Source organism: Pseudarthrobacter sp. MDT3-1 (assembly GCF_054510755.1).
Window position 1 is genome coordinate 39,821 of record NZ_JBTNDX010000009.1, and the last position, 14,739, is coordinate 54,559.

The 14,739-nt window shown below is 64.5% G+C and carries 16 protein-coding genes; 5 read left to right on the top strand and 11 right to left on the bottom strand.

Going from position 1 to position 14,739, the window contains the following annotated elements; genetic code table 11:
• Positions 1-272: 272 nt before the first annotated feature.
• The 5 genes from ACX80X_RS08900 to ACX80X_RS08920 all read right to left on the bottom strand — a co-directional run bounded on the left by ACX80X_RS08900 (position 273) and on the right by ACX80X_RS08920 (position 4,803).
• Positions 273-1,295 (bottom strand): NADP-dependent oxidoreductase, encoded by a 1,023-nt coding sequence (locus ACX80X_RS08900; protein ID WP_252602438.1) that lies wholly within the window; start codon positions 1,293-1,295, stop codon positions 273-275.
• Positions 1,292-1,723 (bottom strand): organic hydroperoxide resistance protein, encoded by a 432-nt coding sequence (locus ACX80X_RS08905; RefSeq protein ID WP_459311785.1) that lies wholly within the window; start codon positions 1,721-1,723, stop codon positions 1,292-1,294. Before ACX80X_RS08905 ends, ACX80X_RS08900 begins: the two co-directional genes overlap by 4 nt.
• Before the next feature lie 45 nt (positions 1,724-1,768).
• Entirely contained in the window at positions 1,769-2,203 is a 435-nt protein-coding gene (locus ACX80X_RS08910; RefSeq protein WP_252602441.1) for a MarR family winged helix-turn-helix transcriptional regulator, read from the bottom strand.
• A 179-nt stretch (positions 2,204-2,382) separates the two neighbouring features.
• The gene (locus tag ACX80X_RS08915) at positions 2,383-3,582 is read right to left on the bottom strand and encodes an amidohydrolase (protein WP_252603650.1); all 1,200 of its coding nucleotides are present in this window, start codon (positions 3,580-3,582) and stop codon (positions 2,383-2,385) included.
• Between the two features lie 87 nt (positions 3,583-3,669).
• Positions 3,670-4,803 (bottom strand): mannose-1-phosphate guanylyltransferase, encoded by a 1,134-nt coding sequence (locus ACX80X_RS08920; protein ID WP_252603648.1) that lies wholly within the window; start codon positions 4,801-4,803, stop codon positions 3,670-3,672.
• Positions 4,804-5,060: 257 nt separating this feature from the next.
• On the opposite strand from ACX80X_RS08920, the gene sdhC reads away from it, so the two are divergent.
• From sdhC to ACX80X_RS08945, 5 genes are all read left to right on the top strand, one after another.
• Positions 5,061-5,441: a succinate dehydrogenase, cytochrome b556 subunit gene (gene sdhC / locus ACX80X_RS08925; protein ID WP_082576094.1), complete on the top strand. Its 381-nt coding sequence runs from the start codon at positions 5,061-5,063 to the stop codon at positions 5,439-5,441.
• Between the two features lie 3 nt (positions 5,442-5,444).
• Positions 5,445-5,921, top strand: coding sequence for a succinate dehydrogenase hydrophobic membrane anchor subunit (locus ACX80X_RS08930; RefSeq protein ID WP_252603645.1), 477 nt, complete (start codon positions 5,445-5,447; stop codon positions 5,919-5,921).
• 104 nt (positions 5,922-6,025) lie between these two features.
• Entirely contained in the window at positions 6,026-7,825 is a 1,800-nt protein-coding gene (gene sdhA, locus ACX80X_RS08935; RefSeq protein ID WP_252566498.1) for a succinate dehydrogenase flavoprotein subunit, read from the top strand.
• Between the two features lies 1 nt (position 7,826).
• A complete protein-coding gene (locus tag ACX80X_RS08940; protein WP_058929685.1) occupies positions 7,827-8,609 on the top strand; it encodes a succinate dehydrogenase iron-sulfur subunit in 783 nt (260 codons plus the stop codon).
• Positions 8,610-8,703: 94 nt separating this feature from the next.
• A complete protein-coding gene (locus ACX80X_RS08945; RefSeq protein ID WP_252603643.1) occupies positions 8,704-9,474 on the top strand; it encodes an alpha/beta hydrolase family protein in 771 nt (256 codons plus the stop codon).
• Here the strand turns inward: ACX80X_RS08945 and ACX80X_RS08950 are convergent.
• The 6 genes from ACX80X_RS08950 to ACX80X_RS08975 all read right to left on the bottom strand — a co-directional run bounded on the left by ACX80X_RS08950 (position 9,431) and on the right by ACX80X_RS08975 (position 14,739).
• Positions 9,431-10,513, bottom strand: a complete 1,083-nt coding sequence (locus ACX80X_RS08950) for a YihY/virulence factor BrkB family protein (RefSeq protein WP_252603640.1) — start codon at positions 10,511-10,513, stop codon at positions 9,431-9,433. The two genes, ACX80X_RS08945 and ACX80X_RS08950, sit on opposite strands and share 44 nt — an antisense overlap.
• 37 nt (positions 10,514-10,550) lie before the next feature.
• A complete protein-coding gene (locus ACX80X_RS08955; protein WP_252607793.1) occupies positions 10,551-11,147 on the bottom strand; it encodes a 2'-5' RNA ligase family protein in 597 nt (198 codons plus the stop codon).
• A gap of 4 nt (positions 11,148-11,151) precedes the next feature.
• On the bottom strand, positions 11,152-12,195 hold the full coding sequence (gene trpS / locus ACX80X_RS08960) for a tryptophan--tRNA ligase (RefSeq protein ID WP_252603635.1): 1,044 nt from the start codon (positions 12,193-12,195) through the stop codon (positions 11,152-11,154).
• A 19-nt stretch (positions 12,196-12,214) separates the two neighbouring features.
• A complete protein-coding gene (locus ACX80X_RS08965) occupies positions 12,215-13,048 on the bottom strand; it encodes an exodeoxyribonuclease III (RefSeq protein ID WP_252607792.1) in 834 nt (277 codons plus the stop codon).
• Between the two features lie 10 nt (positions 13,049-13,058).
• A complete protein-coding gene (locus tag ACX80X_RS08970; protein WP_058929690.1) occupies positions 13,059-13,622 on the bottom strand; it encodes a hypothetical protein in 564 nt (187 codons plus the stop codon).
• 217 nt (positions 13,623-13,839) lie between these two features.
• Positions 13,840-14,739, bottom strand: coding sequence for a bifunctional methylenetetrahydrofolate dehydrogenase/methenyltetrahydrofolate cyclohydrolase (locus tag ACX80X_RS08975; protein ID WP_252613071.1), 900 nt, complete (start codon positions 14,737-14,739; stop codon positions 13,840-13,842).

Here is a 14,739-nt window from a genome sequence, read left to right on the forward strand (position 1 = left end):
GCTACGACGTGAATTCAATGAGTGTCTGTTTCAACCCTGAAATTCTGTTTTCACTGACGGTCCGCAGCACTGCGCCGAAGCGCTCTGATAGAACCAACATTAGTGGCCTGCAGCACATCCGCTACCACATTGGCGCCGGATCCCGAAGATTGTTGAGAATTTGTTACCAACCAGTAGAAGTCGTCTTGGCTGCGCCCCTCCTTTAAGCGCGAACGGACACTTGGGGCCCGCCCGGGAGGGGCCCCAAGTGTCCGTTCGCGCTGGTGGGGAGCTTAGAGGCGCACCAGCATCTTGCCGGTGTTCGCACCATCGAGCAGATCCATGAAGGCCTGGGGCGCATTCTCCAGTCCATCCACCACGGTCTCGTCATACTGGACTGAACCGTCCGCAAGCCAGGCTGACATCTTCCCGAAGAATTCAGCACTGTGCTGGCGCTGTCCGCCGACCAGGAACCCCCGCAGGATGAGCTGCTTGCCAATGGCAAGCGCGAGGTTCCGCGGTGACGGGGTGGGTTCGGTGGAGTTGTACTGGGCTATCGCGCCGCACATGGCAACGCGGCCGCCCACATTCAGGACCGCCAGGGCAGCTTCCAGGTGATCGCCGCCCACGTTGTCGAAATACACGTCAATGCCTGCGGGTCCTGCGGCCTGGACAAGCTGGTCCAGCACCGGCCCGTCGTTATAGTTAAACGCGGCGTCGAAGCCCAGTTCCAGGAGCCGGGCCACCTTCTCCGCGGTTCCCGCGCTGCCGATGACCCTGGAAGCGCCCATCGCCTTGGCGATCTGGCCCACAAGAGAGCCCACGGCACCCGCCGCACCTGACACGAACACCGCATCGCCGGGTTTGAACTCCGCCACTTTGAGCAGGCCGGCGTACGCCGTCAGGCCGGTCATGCCCAGCGCGCCAAGGAACGCCGACGCCGGCGCAAGGTCCGTGCGGGCAACCGAGGTTGAGTCTGCGTCCAGTACGGCGAATTCCCGCCAGCCCAGCTGATGGACGACGGCGTCCCCCACTTTCCGCCCTTCGGCCCTGGACGCGATGACCTCACCAATGGCGCCGCCGTCGAGCGCTGCATCCAGCGCGAACGGCGCCGAGTACGACTTGACGTCGTTCATACGGCCGCGCATGTAAGGGTCCACGGAGATGTAGAGGTTGCGGACCAGGATCTGGCCGTCCTGAAGCTCCGTCAGCGGTGACTCTGCCAGCCGGAAGTTCTCACTGACCGGACGCCCTACCGGACGTGAGGCCAGGCGGATTTCCCGGCTGGATGTTGGAAGTGCCGTTGTCAGGCTCATGCTGCGAACTCCAGGATCTTGATGTCCACCGTCATGTTTCCGCGGGTGGCGTTGGAATATGGGCAAATCTGATGCGCTTGGGCGACCAGGGCCTCGGCCGTGGCGAGATCCAGGGCCGGAACAGCGATCTCCAGTTCAGCAGCGAGGCCATAGCCCACGCCGTCTGTCAGCGCGCCAAAGTGGATCTTGGCCGCGACGGCCGAGTCGGTCAGGTCTGCGCGCTCCTTGCGCCCTACGAGGCGGAGCGCGGAGTGGAAGCAGGCCGCGTAACCGGCGGCAAACAGCTGCTCCGGGTTGGTGCCCTGGCCGTCACCGCCCAGCTCCACAGGGCTGGCCAGGCAGACATCCAGCTTGCCGTCGTTGGTGCGTGCGTTGCCGTCCCGGCCTTCGCCGGAAGCGAGGGCCTCGGCAGTGTAGAGAGTCTTCATATGTGGTCCGTCCTGTTGGATGTGGATAACGGAAAATCTTGGCGCTCAGTGCGCGCGGTGAAGAGCTTCGGTGAGCCTTTCCAAGGTGGTGCGAAGCTGTTCCAGCTCCTCGGATGACAACCCGGCGGCGTCCGCAAGGTGCCGTGGAATCCCGCTGGCCTTGCTGCTGAGCGAGCGCCCGGTCGGCGTCAGGTGGACTGCAACACGGCGCTCATCTTCCCCGGACCGGCGGCGCTCCACGAGCCCCATGGCCTCAAGCCGCTTGAGCAGCGGCGACAGCGTGCCGGAGTCAAGGCCCAGTTCCTCGCCGAGCTCCTTGACGCCCTTCGGCTCCGATTCCCAGAGGACCAGCATCACCAGATATTGCGGGTACGTCAGGCCGAGGTCTTCCAAGACGGGGCGGTAGACCGCTGTTGCCGCGCGGGACGCGGAGTACAGCGCAAAACACACCTGGCGGTCGAGGCGGGGGGCTTCAGTCATACCTAAGACGGTAGTCCACAATTCAATTGTGCACAAATTACCGCGCCAAAGGGACGCGTGAACGAGCAGATAACACCCTCAAAACCGGGATTTGAGGGTGTTATCTGCCAGTTCGCGCCGGGGGTGGTGGTTAAGTGTCCGTTCGCGCCAGGGGTTTAGGTAGGTCGGGGGGCGCGGGGCTAGAGGTCGCGGATGGTCCGGAGGGCAGCTGCCGTGAGGACCTGGATACCCAGGCCCAGGGCGCGTTCGTCCAGGATGTAGTCACCGCGGTGCAGGTCGTACTCTTCGCCGCCGGGGGTCTTGGTACCCAGGCGCATCATGGCGCCAGGCCGTTCAGCCAGGAACCAGGCGAAGTCCTCGCCGCCCATGGACTGCGGCGTCAGCACTACGGCGCCCTCGCCGATTTCAGCGCGGGCTGCGGCCTCGATCAGAGCCGTCTCGTCCTCGGAGTTCACCACCGGCGGCACTCCCCTGGTGTGCTCCAGGCGTACTTCGACACCGTAGGGCGCGGCCACCTGATGTACCACTTCGTCCAGGAGCTCGCCGGCGTCCTTCCAGGCATCGCGGTCCAGGCAGCGCATGGTCCCGGCCATGAAGCCCGTGCCGGGAATGGCGTTCGGCGCCGATCCGGCGGAGATATGGCCCCACACCACAGAGACACCGCTGCGCACGTCAACGCGGCGGGACAGCACAGCCGGAACATTCACGGCGATCTGTGCCAGGGCGAACACGAGGTCCTCCGTCAGGTGCGGACGGGAGGTATGGCCGCCGCGGCCGCTCAGCTCGATCCTGATGGTGTCCGAGGCGGAAGTGATGGCGCCGATGCGCGTGCCGATGCGTCCGACGTCGATCCTCGGGTCACAGTGCAGCGCAAGGATGCGCGGCACACCGTCCAGGACGCCCTGCTCAATGCAGGACAGAGCGCCGCCGGGCATGGTCTCCTCGGCAGGCTGGAAAATGATCCGGACCGAACCGCCCAGCGGGGACTCCTCGTGCATGCGCTGCAGGACCAGAGCGACGCCGAGCATGGCGGCGGTGTGTACGTCGTGGCCACAGGCATGCGTGACGCCATGGTTCTTCGAGGCAAACGGCAGCCCCGTTTCCTCGATGATGGGCAGGGCGTCAATGTCGCCCCGGAGCGCTGTGGCGATGGGCCCCTCGCCGATGTCGACGGTGAGGCCGGTGCCTTCAAGCCGCCGCGGAGCCAGTCCGGCGGCTTCGAGCCGCTCCAACAGCTTGTCTGTGGTGCGGAATTCCTTGAAGGAAAGCTCGGGGTGCGCGTGCAGATCTCGGCGGAAGTCGATCAGCTCCGGCAGGAGGGGTTCCAACCATGGCCGCACTAATGCGGTGGGCTCGGCTTCAGTAGTGTAATTACGCACTCATTTACTCTAGCGAGCGTCCACGGAATAGCGTCATCACGGCGGGCGCGTTACAGATTGTGCCGCGCCTGGACACTCCCGACCGGGTTACAGAACGTCGGTGTCGCCACTGGCCTTGAGCGCGTCAACGGCTCCCTTGACCCGCTGCGCGTGCTGCTTGGTGGTCACCAGGAGGGCATCGCCCGTGTCAACGATGACCACATCCTTGATGCCGATCAGGGCGATCACGCGCTTCGTGTCCGAAACCACCACACCGCTGGCGTTTTCGGTGAAAACCCGGGCGCCTTCACCGATAACGGTGACGTCATCGACTTCCCGCGCACTGTTGAGCCGGCCCACCGAAGCAAAGTCTCCGACGTCGTCCCATCCGAACGTGCCCGGCACAACGGCCACATCGCCGGCAGCGGCGGCAGGCTCGGCCACCGCATAGTCAATGGCGATTTTGGGCAACGTGGGCCAAACGCGGGCTGTGACGACATCACGTTCGGGAGTGTCCCAGGCTTGGGCGATCTCCTGCAGGCCCTTGAACAGCTCCGGCTGGTTGGCCTCAAGGTGCCTCAGCATCAGGGCAACGGGAGCCACGAACATTCCTGCGTTCCAGACATACTCACCGCTGTCCACATACTGCTGGGCAACTTCCTCGTCCGGCTTCTCTACGAACTCGACAACGGCCTGGGCGCTGGGCGCACCTTCGATGTTGAGTTCCGCGCCGGCGCGGATGTAACCGAAGCCGGTGGACGGGTGGGTCGGCTTGATGCCGATGGTCACGATCTTGCCGGCGGCGGCCGTGTGGATGGCTTCGCGGACGGCCTGCTGGAACAGGTGGTCAGGACTGATGACCTGGTCAGCGGCGAAGGAACCCATGATGGTGTCCGGGTCGCGCTGGTACAGGATGGCGGCAGCCAGGCCGATGGCGGCGCCGGAATCCTTGGGCTCGCTCTCCAGGACCAGGTCCGACTCCTGGACCTCGGGCAACTGCCGGCAGACGGCGGCCCGGTGTGCAGTGCCGGTCACCACGAGGACGCGCCTGCCTGCCAGCGGCTCGAGGCGGTCGTAGGTGGCGCGCAGCAAAGTGCTGCCGGACCCGGTGAGGTCATGGAGGAATTTGGGAGCTGCTGCCCGTGACAGGGGCCAGAGGCGAGTCCCCACTCCGCCTGCCGGAATGACCGCAATAAAGCGGTTCAGGGGTGAATCCGGGCTTGTCACTTTGTCTGTACTCATCACGGCTACTTTAGCTGACGAGCCGTGAACTGCCCCTTTCAGAACCCTCCGCCAACCCCCGCGGGCGCGCCATGATGTGGTGTTCGTCTCATCTGCAGGCAAAACGCAGGCATTGCGGGGTCACCAAGGAGTTCCTAAATTGAATAAGCTGTGAGCGAAGCCTAGATTTAGGCCTGAGCTACGAGTTGCTCTCGCAGCAGGCGTTCCCCCCGCGTGGATCTCATGCCAGCGCCGCTGTGTTGCAGGGAGGTTTATCAGTGCCGACAAAACCAGCTGGCACCTTGTACCGCGGCCGTGAAGGCATGTGGTCCTGGGTAGGACACCGGATTACCGGTGTAGTGATCTTTTTCTTCTTGTTGGTCCATGTGCTGGACACCTCATTGGTGCGTGTGTCCCCGGAGGCCTACACGGCTGTTATCGGTGCCTACAAGAACCCCCTTATGGCCCTGGGTGAAACGGGCCTGGTTGCCGCGATTGTCTTCCACGCCTTTAACGGCCTGCGGATCATCGCCGTCGACTTCTGGAAGAAGGGCGCCAAATACCAGCGCCAGATGCTGTGGACCGTCCTGGCCCTGTGGGTAGTTGTTATGGTCGGCTTCTCCATCCGCCACCTTTCCCTCGCACTTGGAGGTCACTGAGCCATGACTGCAACGATCGACAGCCCACGCAGTGGGAAAAACAGTAGCGGCAAGATCTCCCCCCAGTACCGCCGCACCGGCGCAAGCCGGGGCAACTTCGAAATGTTCGCCTGGCTGTTCATGCGCCTTTCCGGCGTAGTGCTGGTGGTGCTCATCTTCGGGCACCTCTTCGTGAACCTCCTGGTGGGCGAAGGCATCCAAGCCATCGACTTCGGCTTCGTCGCCGGCAAGTGGGCTGACCCGTTCTGGCAGATCTGGGACCTCGCCATGCTGTGGCTGGCCATGCTGCACGGCACCAACGGCGTACGCACCATCATCAACGACTACGCCGAGAAGGATTCCACCCGACTCTGGCTCAAGATCGTCCTCTACGCGGCCACCACCGTGATCATCGTCCTTGGCACCCTGGTGATCTTCACCTTCAACCCGTGCCCCGTGGTTGACGGCGTTCCGCTGCCCGGCGGATTCTGCCCCGCGTAGCCAGATCATCCGCTGCCCGCGGTGAGCCGCAGGCTGTATTTTGCGGTGCAGGCAACGCCCGCCCGTTGTTTCATAGCGAATTTTGAGAGAAAGAGCGCCCAAGTATGCAGGTCCATAAGTACGACGTCGTCATCGTCGGTGCCGGTGGCGCTGGCATGCGCGCCGCGATCGAGTCCGGTCAGCGCGCGCGAACAGCAGTACTGACCAAGCTCTACCCCACCCGCTCGCACACCGGTGCGGCGCAGGGTGGCATGTGTGCGGCCCTTGCCAATGTCGAAGAAGACAACTGGGAATGGCACACCTTTGACACCATTAAGGGCGGTGACTACCTGGTTGACCAGGACGCCGCCGAGGTCATGGCGAAGGAAGCCATCGACGCCGTGCTGGACCTGGAAAAGATGGGCCTGCCGTTCAACCGCACGCCCGAAGGCCGGATCGACCAGCGCCGCTTCGGTGGCCACACCCGCGACCACGGCAAGGCGCCCGTCCGCCGTGCCTGCTACGCAGCTGACCGCACCGGCCACATGATCCTGCAGACGCTGTACCAAAACTGCGTCAAGCACAACGTGGAGTTCTACAACGAGTACTACGTCCTTGACCTCCTGACGGTCGAGGAAGACGCTGTCCGCGAGGACGGCACGCCGTACAAGCAGAAGCGTGTTGCCGGCGTCGTGTCCTATGACCTTGCCTCCGGCGAGCTGCACGTGTTCCAGGCCAAGTCCGTGATCTTCGCCTCGGGCGGCGCCGGCAAGGTCTTCAAGACCACCTCCAACGCCCACACCCTCACCGGTGACGGCATGGGCATCGCCTTCCGCCGCGGCATCCCGCTGGAAGACATGGAGTTCTTCCAGTTCCACCCGACAGGCCTAGCCGGCCTGGGCATCCTGCTGTCCGAAGCCGCACGCGGTGAGGGCGCCATCCTGCGTAACTCCGAGGGTGAGCGCTTTATGGAGCGTTACGCCCCCACCATCAAGGACCTGGCACCGCGTGACATCGTGGCCCGCTCCATGGCCAACGAAGTCCGCGAAGGCCGCGGCTGCGGCCCGAACAAGGACTACGTCCTGCTGGACCTGACCCACCTGGAGCCTGCGCACATCGATGCCAAGCTCCCGGACATCACCGAGTTCGCCCGCACCTACCTGGGCGTGGAACCGTACACGGAACCGGTTCCGGTGTTCCCCACGGCGCACTACGCCATGGGCGGCATCCCCACCAACATCACCACCGAGGTCCTGCAGGACAACGACACCGTCATCCCGGGCCTGTACGCCGCCGGCGAGGTCGCCTGCGTTTCGGTCCACGGCTCCAACCGCCTGGGCACCAACTCACTGCTGGACATCAACGTGTTCGGCAAGCGCGCCGGCATCGCCGCCGCGGAGTACGCCAAGACTGCTGACTTCGTGGACCTCCCAGAGGATCCGGAGGCCTACACCATCGAGCTGCTGGACATTGCCCGCAACGGCACCGGCGACGAGAAGGTGGCGGTGATCCGCAAGGAACTCCAGGACACCATGGACGCCAACATGCAGGTGTTCCGTACGGCTGACACGCTGAACCAGGTCCTGACGGACATCGAGTCCTTCGAGGCCCGCTACAAGAAGATCAGCGTCCAGGACAAGGGCAAGCGCTTCAACCTGGACCTGCTCGAGGCCGTTGAACTGGGCTTCCTGCTGGAACTGGCCAAGGTCATGACCGTGGCCGCCCTGCACCGTGAGGAATCCCGCGGCGGACACTTCCGTGAGGACTTCCCGGAACGCGACGACGAAAAATTCATGAAGCACTCCATGGCGTACAAGGATGACCACGCCCCGGCCGACGGCTCGGCAGAGGCAATCGCCGGCATCCGTCTGGGCACCAAACCGGTTGTCTTTACCCGCTACGAGCCGATGGTGAGGAAGTACTAAGATGACCGCTGAACTTGCTGAGCCAGCCTCCAAGATCGAACTGCCCGCACACATCGGAGGCGGCGGAGAGATCCCCACGTTCGACGTCACCCTGCGCGTCCGCCGTTACAACCCTGAGGTGTCCGAGGACGCCACGTGGGACGACTTCAAGGTGACCATGTACGGCACCGACCGCGTGCTGGACGCCCTGCACAAGGTCAAGTGGGAAATTGACGGCAGCGTATCGTTCCGCCGTTCCTGCGCCCACGGTGTCTGCGGTTCTGATGCCATGCGCATCAACGGCCGCAACCGCCTTGCCTGCAAGACGCTCCTTAAGGATTTGGACACCACCAAGCCCATCACCGTTGAGCCCATCAAGGGCCTGCCGGTGGAGAAGGACCTGATCGTGGACATGGAGCCGTTCTTCCAGTCCTTCCGCGAAGTCATGCCGTTCCTGATCAACAAGGGCCACGAGCCCACCAAGGAACGCCTGCAGTCCGCCGAGGACCGTGAGCGCTTCGACGACACCACCAAGTGCATCCTCTGCGCGGCGTGCACGTCCTCCTGCCCGGTCTTCTGGACCGATGGCCAGTACTTCGGCCCGGCCGCGATCGTCAACGCCCACCGCTTCATCTTCGATTCCCGTGATGATGCCGGCGACATGCGCCTGGAAATCCTGAACGACAAGGAAGGCGTGTGGCGTTGCCGCACCACCTTCAACTGCTCCGAAGCATGCCCCCGCGGCATCCAGGTGACCCAGGCAATCGCCGAAGTCAAGCAGGCAATTCTCTCCCGTAAGATCTAATTCAGGTTCTTGCTTACGACGGCGTCACCCACCTTAGGTGGGATGGGCGCCGTCGTTGTTTAACACGTGACGGCACCAACGAAAGCAGCACGCGATGTCCCGCTCCGAAAAAGTCAGCTTCGAAGGTTCCACCGGCGAGCTCCTGTCCGGCATCATCGACGTCCCGGAGGGGCCGGTGCGGGGCTGGGGCGTCTTCTCACACGGCTTCACCCTGGGCAAAGACAGCCCGGCGGCGTCCCGGATGTGCAAGGCCCTGGCCGACACCGGCATCGGGATGCTCCGCTTCGACAACCTGGGGCTGGGCGAGTCAGCCGGCCATTGGTCGGAGGGCTCCTTCAGCCACAAGGTGGCGGACACCGTGGTGGCCGCCGAGTTCATGCGCAGCCACGGGAGGGCCATCTCGCTGCTGGTGGGACACTCCTTCGGCGGCGCGGCGGTGCTTTCGGCCGCCCGACAGATCCCGGAGCTCGACGCCGTCGCAACAGTTGCGGCCCCGTTCTCACCCAAGCACGTGGCCCACGTCTTTGACGCCGCACTGGACAAGATCCTCAGCGAGGGCAGCGCGGAAGTGGACCTCGGCGGGAAACGCGTGGAGATCCGGAAACACTTTGTGGAGGACCTGGAAAACGCGGACCTCACGGACTGCATCCGGCAGCTGCACAAACCGCTGATGGTCCTCCACTCCCCCACGGACAACACCGTGGGCATCGAGAACGCCAGCACCATCTTCCAGACGGCGCGCCATCCGCGGAACTTCGTCTCACTCGAAGGCAGCGACCACCTGCTGACCGGCAAGGGCCAGGCAGCCCGGGCCGCCAGGATTATTTCTGCCTGGGCCGACCAGTACCTCGACGCCGGGAAGTAACTGCCGGGCTGCCCTGGTGCCCGGCGCCGGGGCCCTTTCCGTCGCTGTGGCCCTCCACGGGTACCTTGCCGGGCTGGACCTGCCGGGAGCCCCACAGTGCTTTCTCCTGGCCTGCGGGTGCGCTCCTGAGGTCCTCTTCACGGATGGTGGACCAGCCGGCGGACACGAGGTAGACCTGGCTGACCAGGTTGAACCAGATCAGCAGGCCGATGATGATGGCAAACGGCGCCAGGATGGGGTTCCGTCCCGCACCGGCCAGCAGTTCAGTGCTGAAGACCTGCAGGACGGTGGTGCCCACCGCGGCAAGGATGGTCCCCTCCAGGAGTGCCCGCCGGGAGAGCTTGAGCCCACCGGCCAGCCGGAACATGATGACGGCCGTGACCCAGTTGAGCGTCAGCGGCACACCGATCTTGATCGCTGTGGTCAGCGGACCTGCCACCGCCGGATCCAGCTGCAGGAAGTCCGTGACCCAGCCAGCCGCCGTGCCGAACACCAGGGACGCTCCGGCGCTGATCACCAGGGCCACTCCCAGGAGCAGGAGGGTGCCGGCGTCGCGCAGTTTAAGGACAATCGGGTTGATTTTCAGGGGCGGCAACTGCACCACACCGCGCAGGCCGTCGCGGAGTCCGGCGATCCAGCCCAGGGACGTGATGACCGTAACCGCGGCAGCAATCACGGCGGTCCAGCCGAGTCCGTCCGGGTTCAGGAGGTCGTTCGGATCAACCAGCCCTTCTCCCCCGCCCACCTTCAGCAGTCCGGGCGCACTCTGGGCCACGCTGCGGATGATGGTGTCCAGCAGGGCAGGCTGGCCCCGCAGCACCAGGCCGGCAACGGAGAAACCCGTGGCCAACAGGCCGGTGATGGAGAAGAACATGTTGAAGCCGATGCCGGCGCTCATCAACGGGCCATGCTGGAGGTTGTAGTGCTGCCACGCGCGCATCGGGCGGAAGGCATTAAGCCTGGCCAGCAGCCACTGGAGCATCGCCAGCGAGCTGGCCACCGGGCCGCCGTCGGACCTTCTGGCTTTGCCCCACTCCATCCGTTTCTGGATGACGGCGAGCTTCAGGCGGGCCTGTTCAGTAGGGAGCGGTGGCTCCGTTTGCGTCGGCGTCCGCGGCGAAGGACCCGCCGTCGTCAGTTTCGGTCCCAAAGTCCAACTCTTCCCGTAGCTGCCAAATGCCGTCGGCATCGTGCTCGTAGAGTCCCATGCTAACCACCGGGAACGTCGCCCGGTAACTTTCAAGCACCGTTTCGGCTTCGTCCAGGCTTTCGGGCGCGACATCGTGGGCGATGGTGACATGCGGGTGGTACGAGAACGGCAACTCGCGTTGCAGCGGGCCGCTCTGGAGTCTTTCGTGGAGCTCCACACAGGAGTCGAACCCGTCCTCGACGTTGATGTAAACCACCGGGGAGACCGGCCGGAACGTTCCGGTCCCGGCAATGGTGACCATAAACGGGACCTGCCGCCGCGCCACGTCGCGGACGTGCGCCTGGGTGGCTGCCCAGTCCTGGGTGGCCGTGGTGGTGACCAGCGTGATGTGCGCGGGCACCACCCCCGCCATGGGGTCCCCGAAGGAGGCGCGCCACCGTTGAAGCTCCTCGGCGATGGCAGGGGGAAAGCCCAGAATGACGCCTACGCTCATTCCTTCACTGACATTGCTGGCGGCCGACATCGAGCTAGCGGACGCCTGCGAGGCTGAGGGACGGCAGGAAGCCCATGCGCTCATAGACCTGGCCAAGGGTCACTGCGGCGATTTCCCTGGCCCGCTCGGCGCCCTGGGCCAGCAGCCGGTCCAGCTCGGCCGGGTCAGCCATCAGTTCGTTGGTGCGGTTCCGCAGCGGCGTGATGAAGTCCACCATGATCTCCGCAAGGTCCACTTTCAGGTGGCCGTACATCTTGCCCTCGTACTCCGTCTCCAGCTCAGCCACGGACTTTCCGGTGAGCGTGGAGTAGATGGTGAGGAGGTTGGAGATCCCGGGCTTGGCTTCGGCATCGAACCGGACTTCGGATCCCGTGTCAGTGACCGCGGACTTGATGCGCTTCGCGGCGAGCTTGGGGTCCTCCAGCAGCTGGATGGAACCGTTGGGCGACTCCCCCGTCTTGGACATCTTGGCGCTGGGGTTCTGCAGGTCATAGATCTTGGCGCTGGCCTTGAGGATGGTGGCCTCCGGCACGGTGAACGTGTGGCCGTAACGGGTGTTGAAGCGCTGGGCCAGGTTCCGTGTGAGCTCCAGGTGCTGCCGCTGGTCCTCGCCCACCGGCACGAGGTCAGTCTGGTACAGCAGGATGTCGGCTGCCATGAGCGTGGGGTAGGCAAACAGGCCAAGAGTTGCGGCGTCCGCGCCCGACTTCTGGGTCTTGTCCTTGAACTGTGTCATCCGGGACGCTTCGCCGAAGCCGGTGATGCAGTTCAGGGCCCAGGCCAGCTGGGCGTGCTCGGGGACGTGGGACTGCACAAAGAAGATGCTTTTGTCCGGGTCGATGCCGGCGGCAATGTACTGCGCGGCAACCACCCGGGTGCGCTTGGCAAGCTCGGCGGGATCGAAGTCCACGGTGATGGCGTGAAGGTCCGGGATGAAGAAGACGGCATCATATTCAGCCTGCATGTCCACCCAGTTGCGGACAGCGCCAATGTAGTTGCCCAGGTGCAGGGAGTCCGCCGTGGGCTTGGCGCCGGAGAGGATGCGTTTCTTGGTCACCGGGGAATTCGGGCTAGTCATGGGAAAAAACCTTCGGGGCTTAGAGCCGGTAGTCCACTACCAGCGGGGCATGGTCAGAGAAGCGGGTGTCCCACGAAGGCGCCCGGTCAACCACTGCCGAGAACGCGGCGGCGGCGAGGTCCGGGGTGGCCATGTGGTAGTCGATGCGCCAGCCGGTGTCGTTGTCGAACGCCTGCCCACGCTGTGACCACCAGGTGTAGGGACCGTCGACGTCGCCCGCCAGGCCACGGTGGACATCCTTCCAGCCGATGTCCTCGCCGAAGAAGCGGTCAAAATAGGCACGTTCGTCAGGCAGGAAGCCGGCCTTCTTGACGTTGCCCTTCCAGTTCCTGATGTCCCGTTCGGTGTGGCCCACGTTGAGGTCCCCCACCACCAGTGCGTGATCGCTGTGCTTGGACAGTTCCGGCAGCCTGGTGGTCATGACATCCAAAAAGCGGTACTTGTCCACCTGCTTCGGGGTACCCACCTCGCCGGAGTGCACGTAGGCGCTGGCAACCGTCAGCTGCGCGGGGTTCCCCTCGGCGTCGGCCACCCTGAAGTCAGCCTCAACCCAGCGTCCGGCGGTGGCGAAGTAGTCATCGCCGATGCCGTTGCGGGTGTCCAGCGGTTCTTCGCGGGAAGCGATGGCTACGCCGGCGCGGCCCTTGGCCTCGGCTTCGGCGTGCAGGATGTGCCAGCCATCACCGAGCAGCTGGCGCACAATCGCGTCAGGGGCCCGGACTTCCTGGAGGCAGACAATGTCCACCTCGCGGGGCTCCAGCCATGCCGCCATACCGTTCTTGTAGGCAGCCCGGAGGCCGTTGACGTTGACTGATGCGATGCGAAGGTGGTCCTTCTTCAATGCCGAGATCACCCGCACTACTCTAGTCGATGATGGTTCCGCTGACCGGGTCGCCGGTGCCGCCGGCAGCGCGGATCATGTCGCGGGCGTTGGTGGCGGTGATCTCGATGGTCTCCAGCGCGCGGCGGATCGTATCCTGGTCCGCTGCCTCGCCCTTGGCACGTTCCTTCTCCACTACCTGGATCTGGACCTGGACGATCTTGAAGGAGTGGTCCAGCTTGAGGTCGCGGACTTCGTCCGCTTCGGTCCGCTCGTACACCACCCGGGTGCCGCCGTGGTCGGCCGAGGACGACGACGGCGCACGGCCGGCTGCGCTGTTGAAGGCGTTCTGGGCTTCCGTCAGCTTCGCGCCGGCTTTTTTGGCCGCCTTCTGGATGCTGAACACCACAAAGGCTGCGAGGGCCAGCCAGAAAGCGGCGATGATGGCGACAACCCAGCCCACGACGTCGTTCTGGTTCGCGGCAAAGATCACGGCAACGATGAACGCGATGACAAAGACCATCATTCCCGGGCCGCTGATCCGCAGCATGGAGAAGCCGCCCTTGGGCCGGCCGGACGGAGATTGAGTGTTACCCAGAGATCGCATGCGTCTATTGTCTCAAACGCAGCAGAGCCCCAGCGCACCTTCCACCCCCGGCGAACACTTGCACGCTCCCAACTAAGTAGCGCTATCTGTCGTTTTGAGCCTCCAAAACGACAGATAGCGCTACTTAGTTGGGCTGGGCACGGTTAACGGCCGATGGCGGCCCGCACCTCAAGTGGAGGTGCTGACCGCCGTCGGGCTTTGCTGTTGAGGAACGAAACTAGGCGATTCCCGCCTGGCGCTCCGCGGTTTCCACCACATTGGCGAGCAGCATGGCGCGGGTCATCGGCCCCACGCCGCCCGGGTTCGGGGAGATCCACGAGGCGACGTCGGCAGCGGCGGGGTCCACGTCTCCGGTGACCACTGCCTTACCGTTGCCGTCGTCAACACGGCTCACGCCGACGTCGAGCACTATTGCGCCCGGCTTGAGGTCCGCTGCCTTGATCATGTGCGGGACTCCCGCGGCGGCGATCACGACGTCGGCTTGGCGGAGTTCGGCGGCCAGGTCCACGGTCCCGGTGTGCGCCAGGATGACCGTGGCGTTGACGTCCTTGCGGGTCAGCAGCAGCCCGACGGGACGGCCGATGGTCACGCCGCGGCCCACCACGAGGACGCGCTTGCCCTTGAGGCTGATGCCGTGCCGGGTGAGGAGCTCCACGCAGCCTTTGGGGGTGCACGGCAGCGGCGAGTTCATCGGTCCGCTGACGTTGGCCACCAGGCGGCCCAGGTTCATCGGGTGCAGGCCGTCTGCGTCCTTGACCGGATCCATGGCCTCCAGGATGACGTCCTGGTTGATGTGCTTGGGCAAGGGAAGCTGCACGATGTAGCCGGTGCATTCCGGGTTCCCGTTCAGCTCACGGACCACGGCGAGGAGTTCGTCCTGCGTGGTTTCCTCGGGGAGGTCGCGGCGGATGGACGTGATACCCACCTCGGCGCAGTCCTTGTGCTTGCCGCCCACATACCAGGTGCTCCCGGGGTCGGAGCCCACCAAAACGGTCCCCAGTCCGGGGGTGACGCCCTTGGCCTTGAGTGCGGCCACGCGTTCGGTCAGCTCGGCCTTGATGGCAGCGGCGGTGGCTTTGCCGTCAAGAATCTGTGCAGTTCCAGTTTCAGTGGTCAT

Excerpts from the sequence above, each read along its gene's own strand:
- ACX80X_RS08900 (WP_252602438.1), bottom strand. The coding sequence starts at position 1,295 with ATGAGCCTGACAACGGCACTTCCAACATCCAGCCGGGAAATCCGCCTG.
- ACX80X_RS08970 (WP_058929690.1), bottom strand. The coding sequence starts at position 13,622 with ATGCGATCTCTGGGTAACACTCAATCTCCGTCCGGCCGGCCCAAGGGC.
- ACX80X_RS08930 (WP_252603645.1), top strand. The coding sequence starts at position 5,445 with ATGACTGCAACGATCGACAGCCCACGCAGTGGGAAAAACAGTAGCGGC.
- ACX80X_RS08950 (WP_252603640.1), bottom strand. The coding sequence starts at position 10,513 with ATGGAGTGGGGCAAAGCCAGAAGGTCCGACGGCGGCCCGGTGGCCAGC.
- ACX80X_RS08910 (WP_252602441.1), bottom strand. The coding sequence starts at position 2,203 with ATGACTGAAGCCCCCCGCCTCGACCGCCAGGTGTGTTTTGCGCTGTAC.
- ACX80X_RS08975 (WP_252613071.1), bottom strand. The coding sequence starts at position 14,739 with ATGACCACTGAAACTGGAACTGCACAGATTCTTGACGGCAAAGCCACC.
- sdhA (WP_252566498.1), top strand. The coding sequence starts at position 6,026 with ATGCAGGTCCATAAGTACGACGTCGTCATCGTCGGTGCCGGTGGCGCT.
- trpS (WP_252603635.1), bottom strand. The coding sequence starts at position 12,195 with ATGACTAGCCCGAATTCCCCGGTGACCAAGAAACGCATCCTCTCCGGC.
- ACX80X_RS08940 (WP_058929685.1), top strand. The coding sequence starts at position 7,827 with ATGACCGCTGAACTTGCTGAGCCAGCCTCCAAGATCGAACTGCCCGCA.
- ACX80X_RS08955 (WP_252607793.1), bottom strand. The coding sequence starts at position 11,147 with ATGTCGGCCGCCAGCAATGTCAGTGAAGGAATGAGCGTAGGCGTCATT.
- ACX80X_RS08905 (WP_459311785.1), bottom strand. The coding sequence starts at position 1,723 with ATGAAGACTCTCTACACTGCCGAGGCCCTCGCTTCCGGCGAAGGCCGG.
- ACX80X_RS08945 (WP_252603643.1), top strand. The coding sequence starts at position 8,704 with ATGTCCCGCTCCGAAAAAGTCAGCTTCGAAGGTTCCACCGGCGAGCTC.
- ACX80X_RS08920 (WP_252603648.1), bottom strand. The coding sequence starts at position 4,803 with ATGAGTACAGACAAAGTGACAAGCCCGGATTCACCCCTGAACCGCTTT.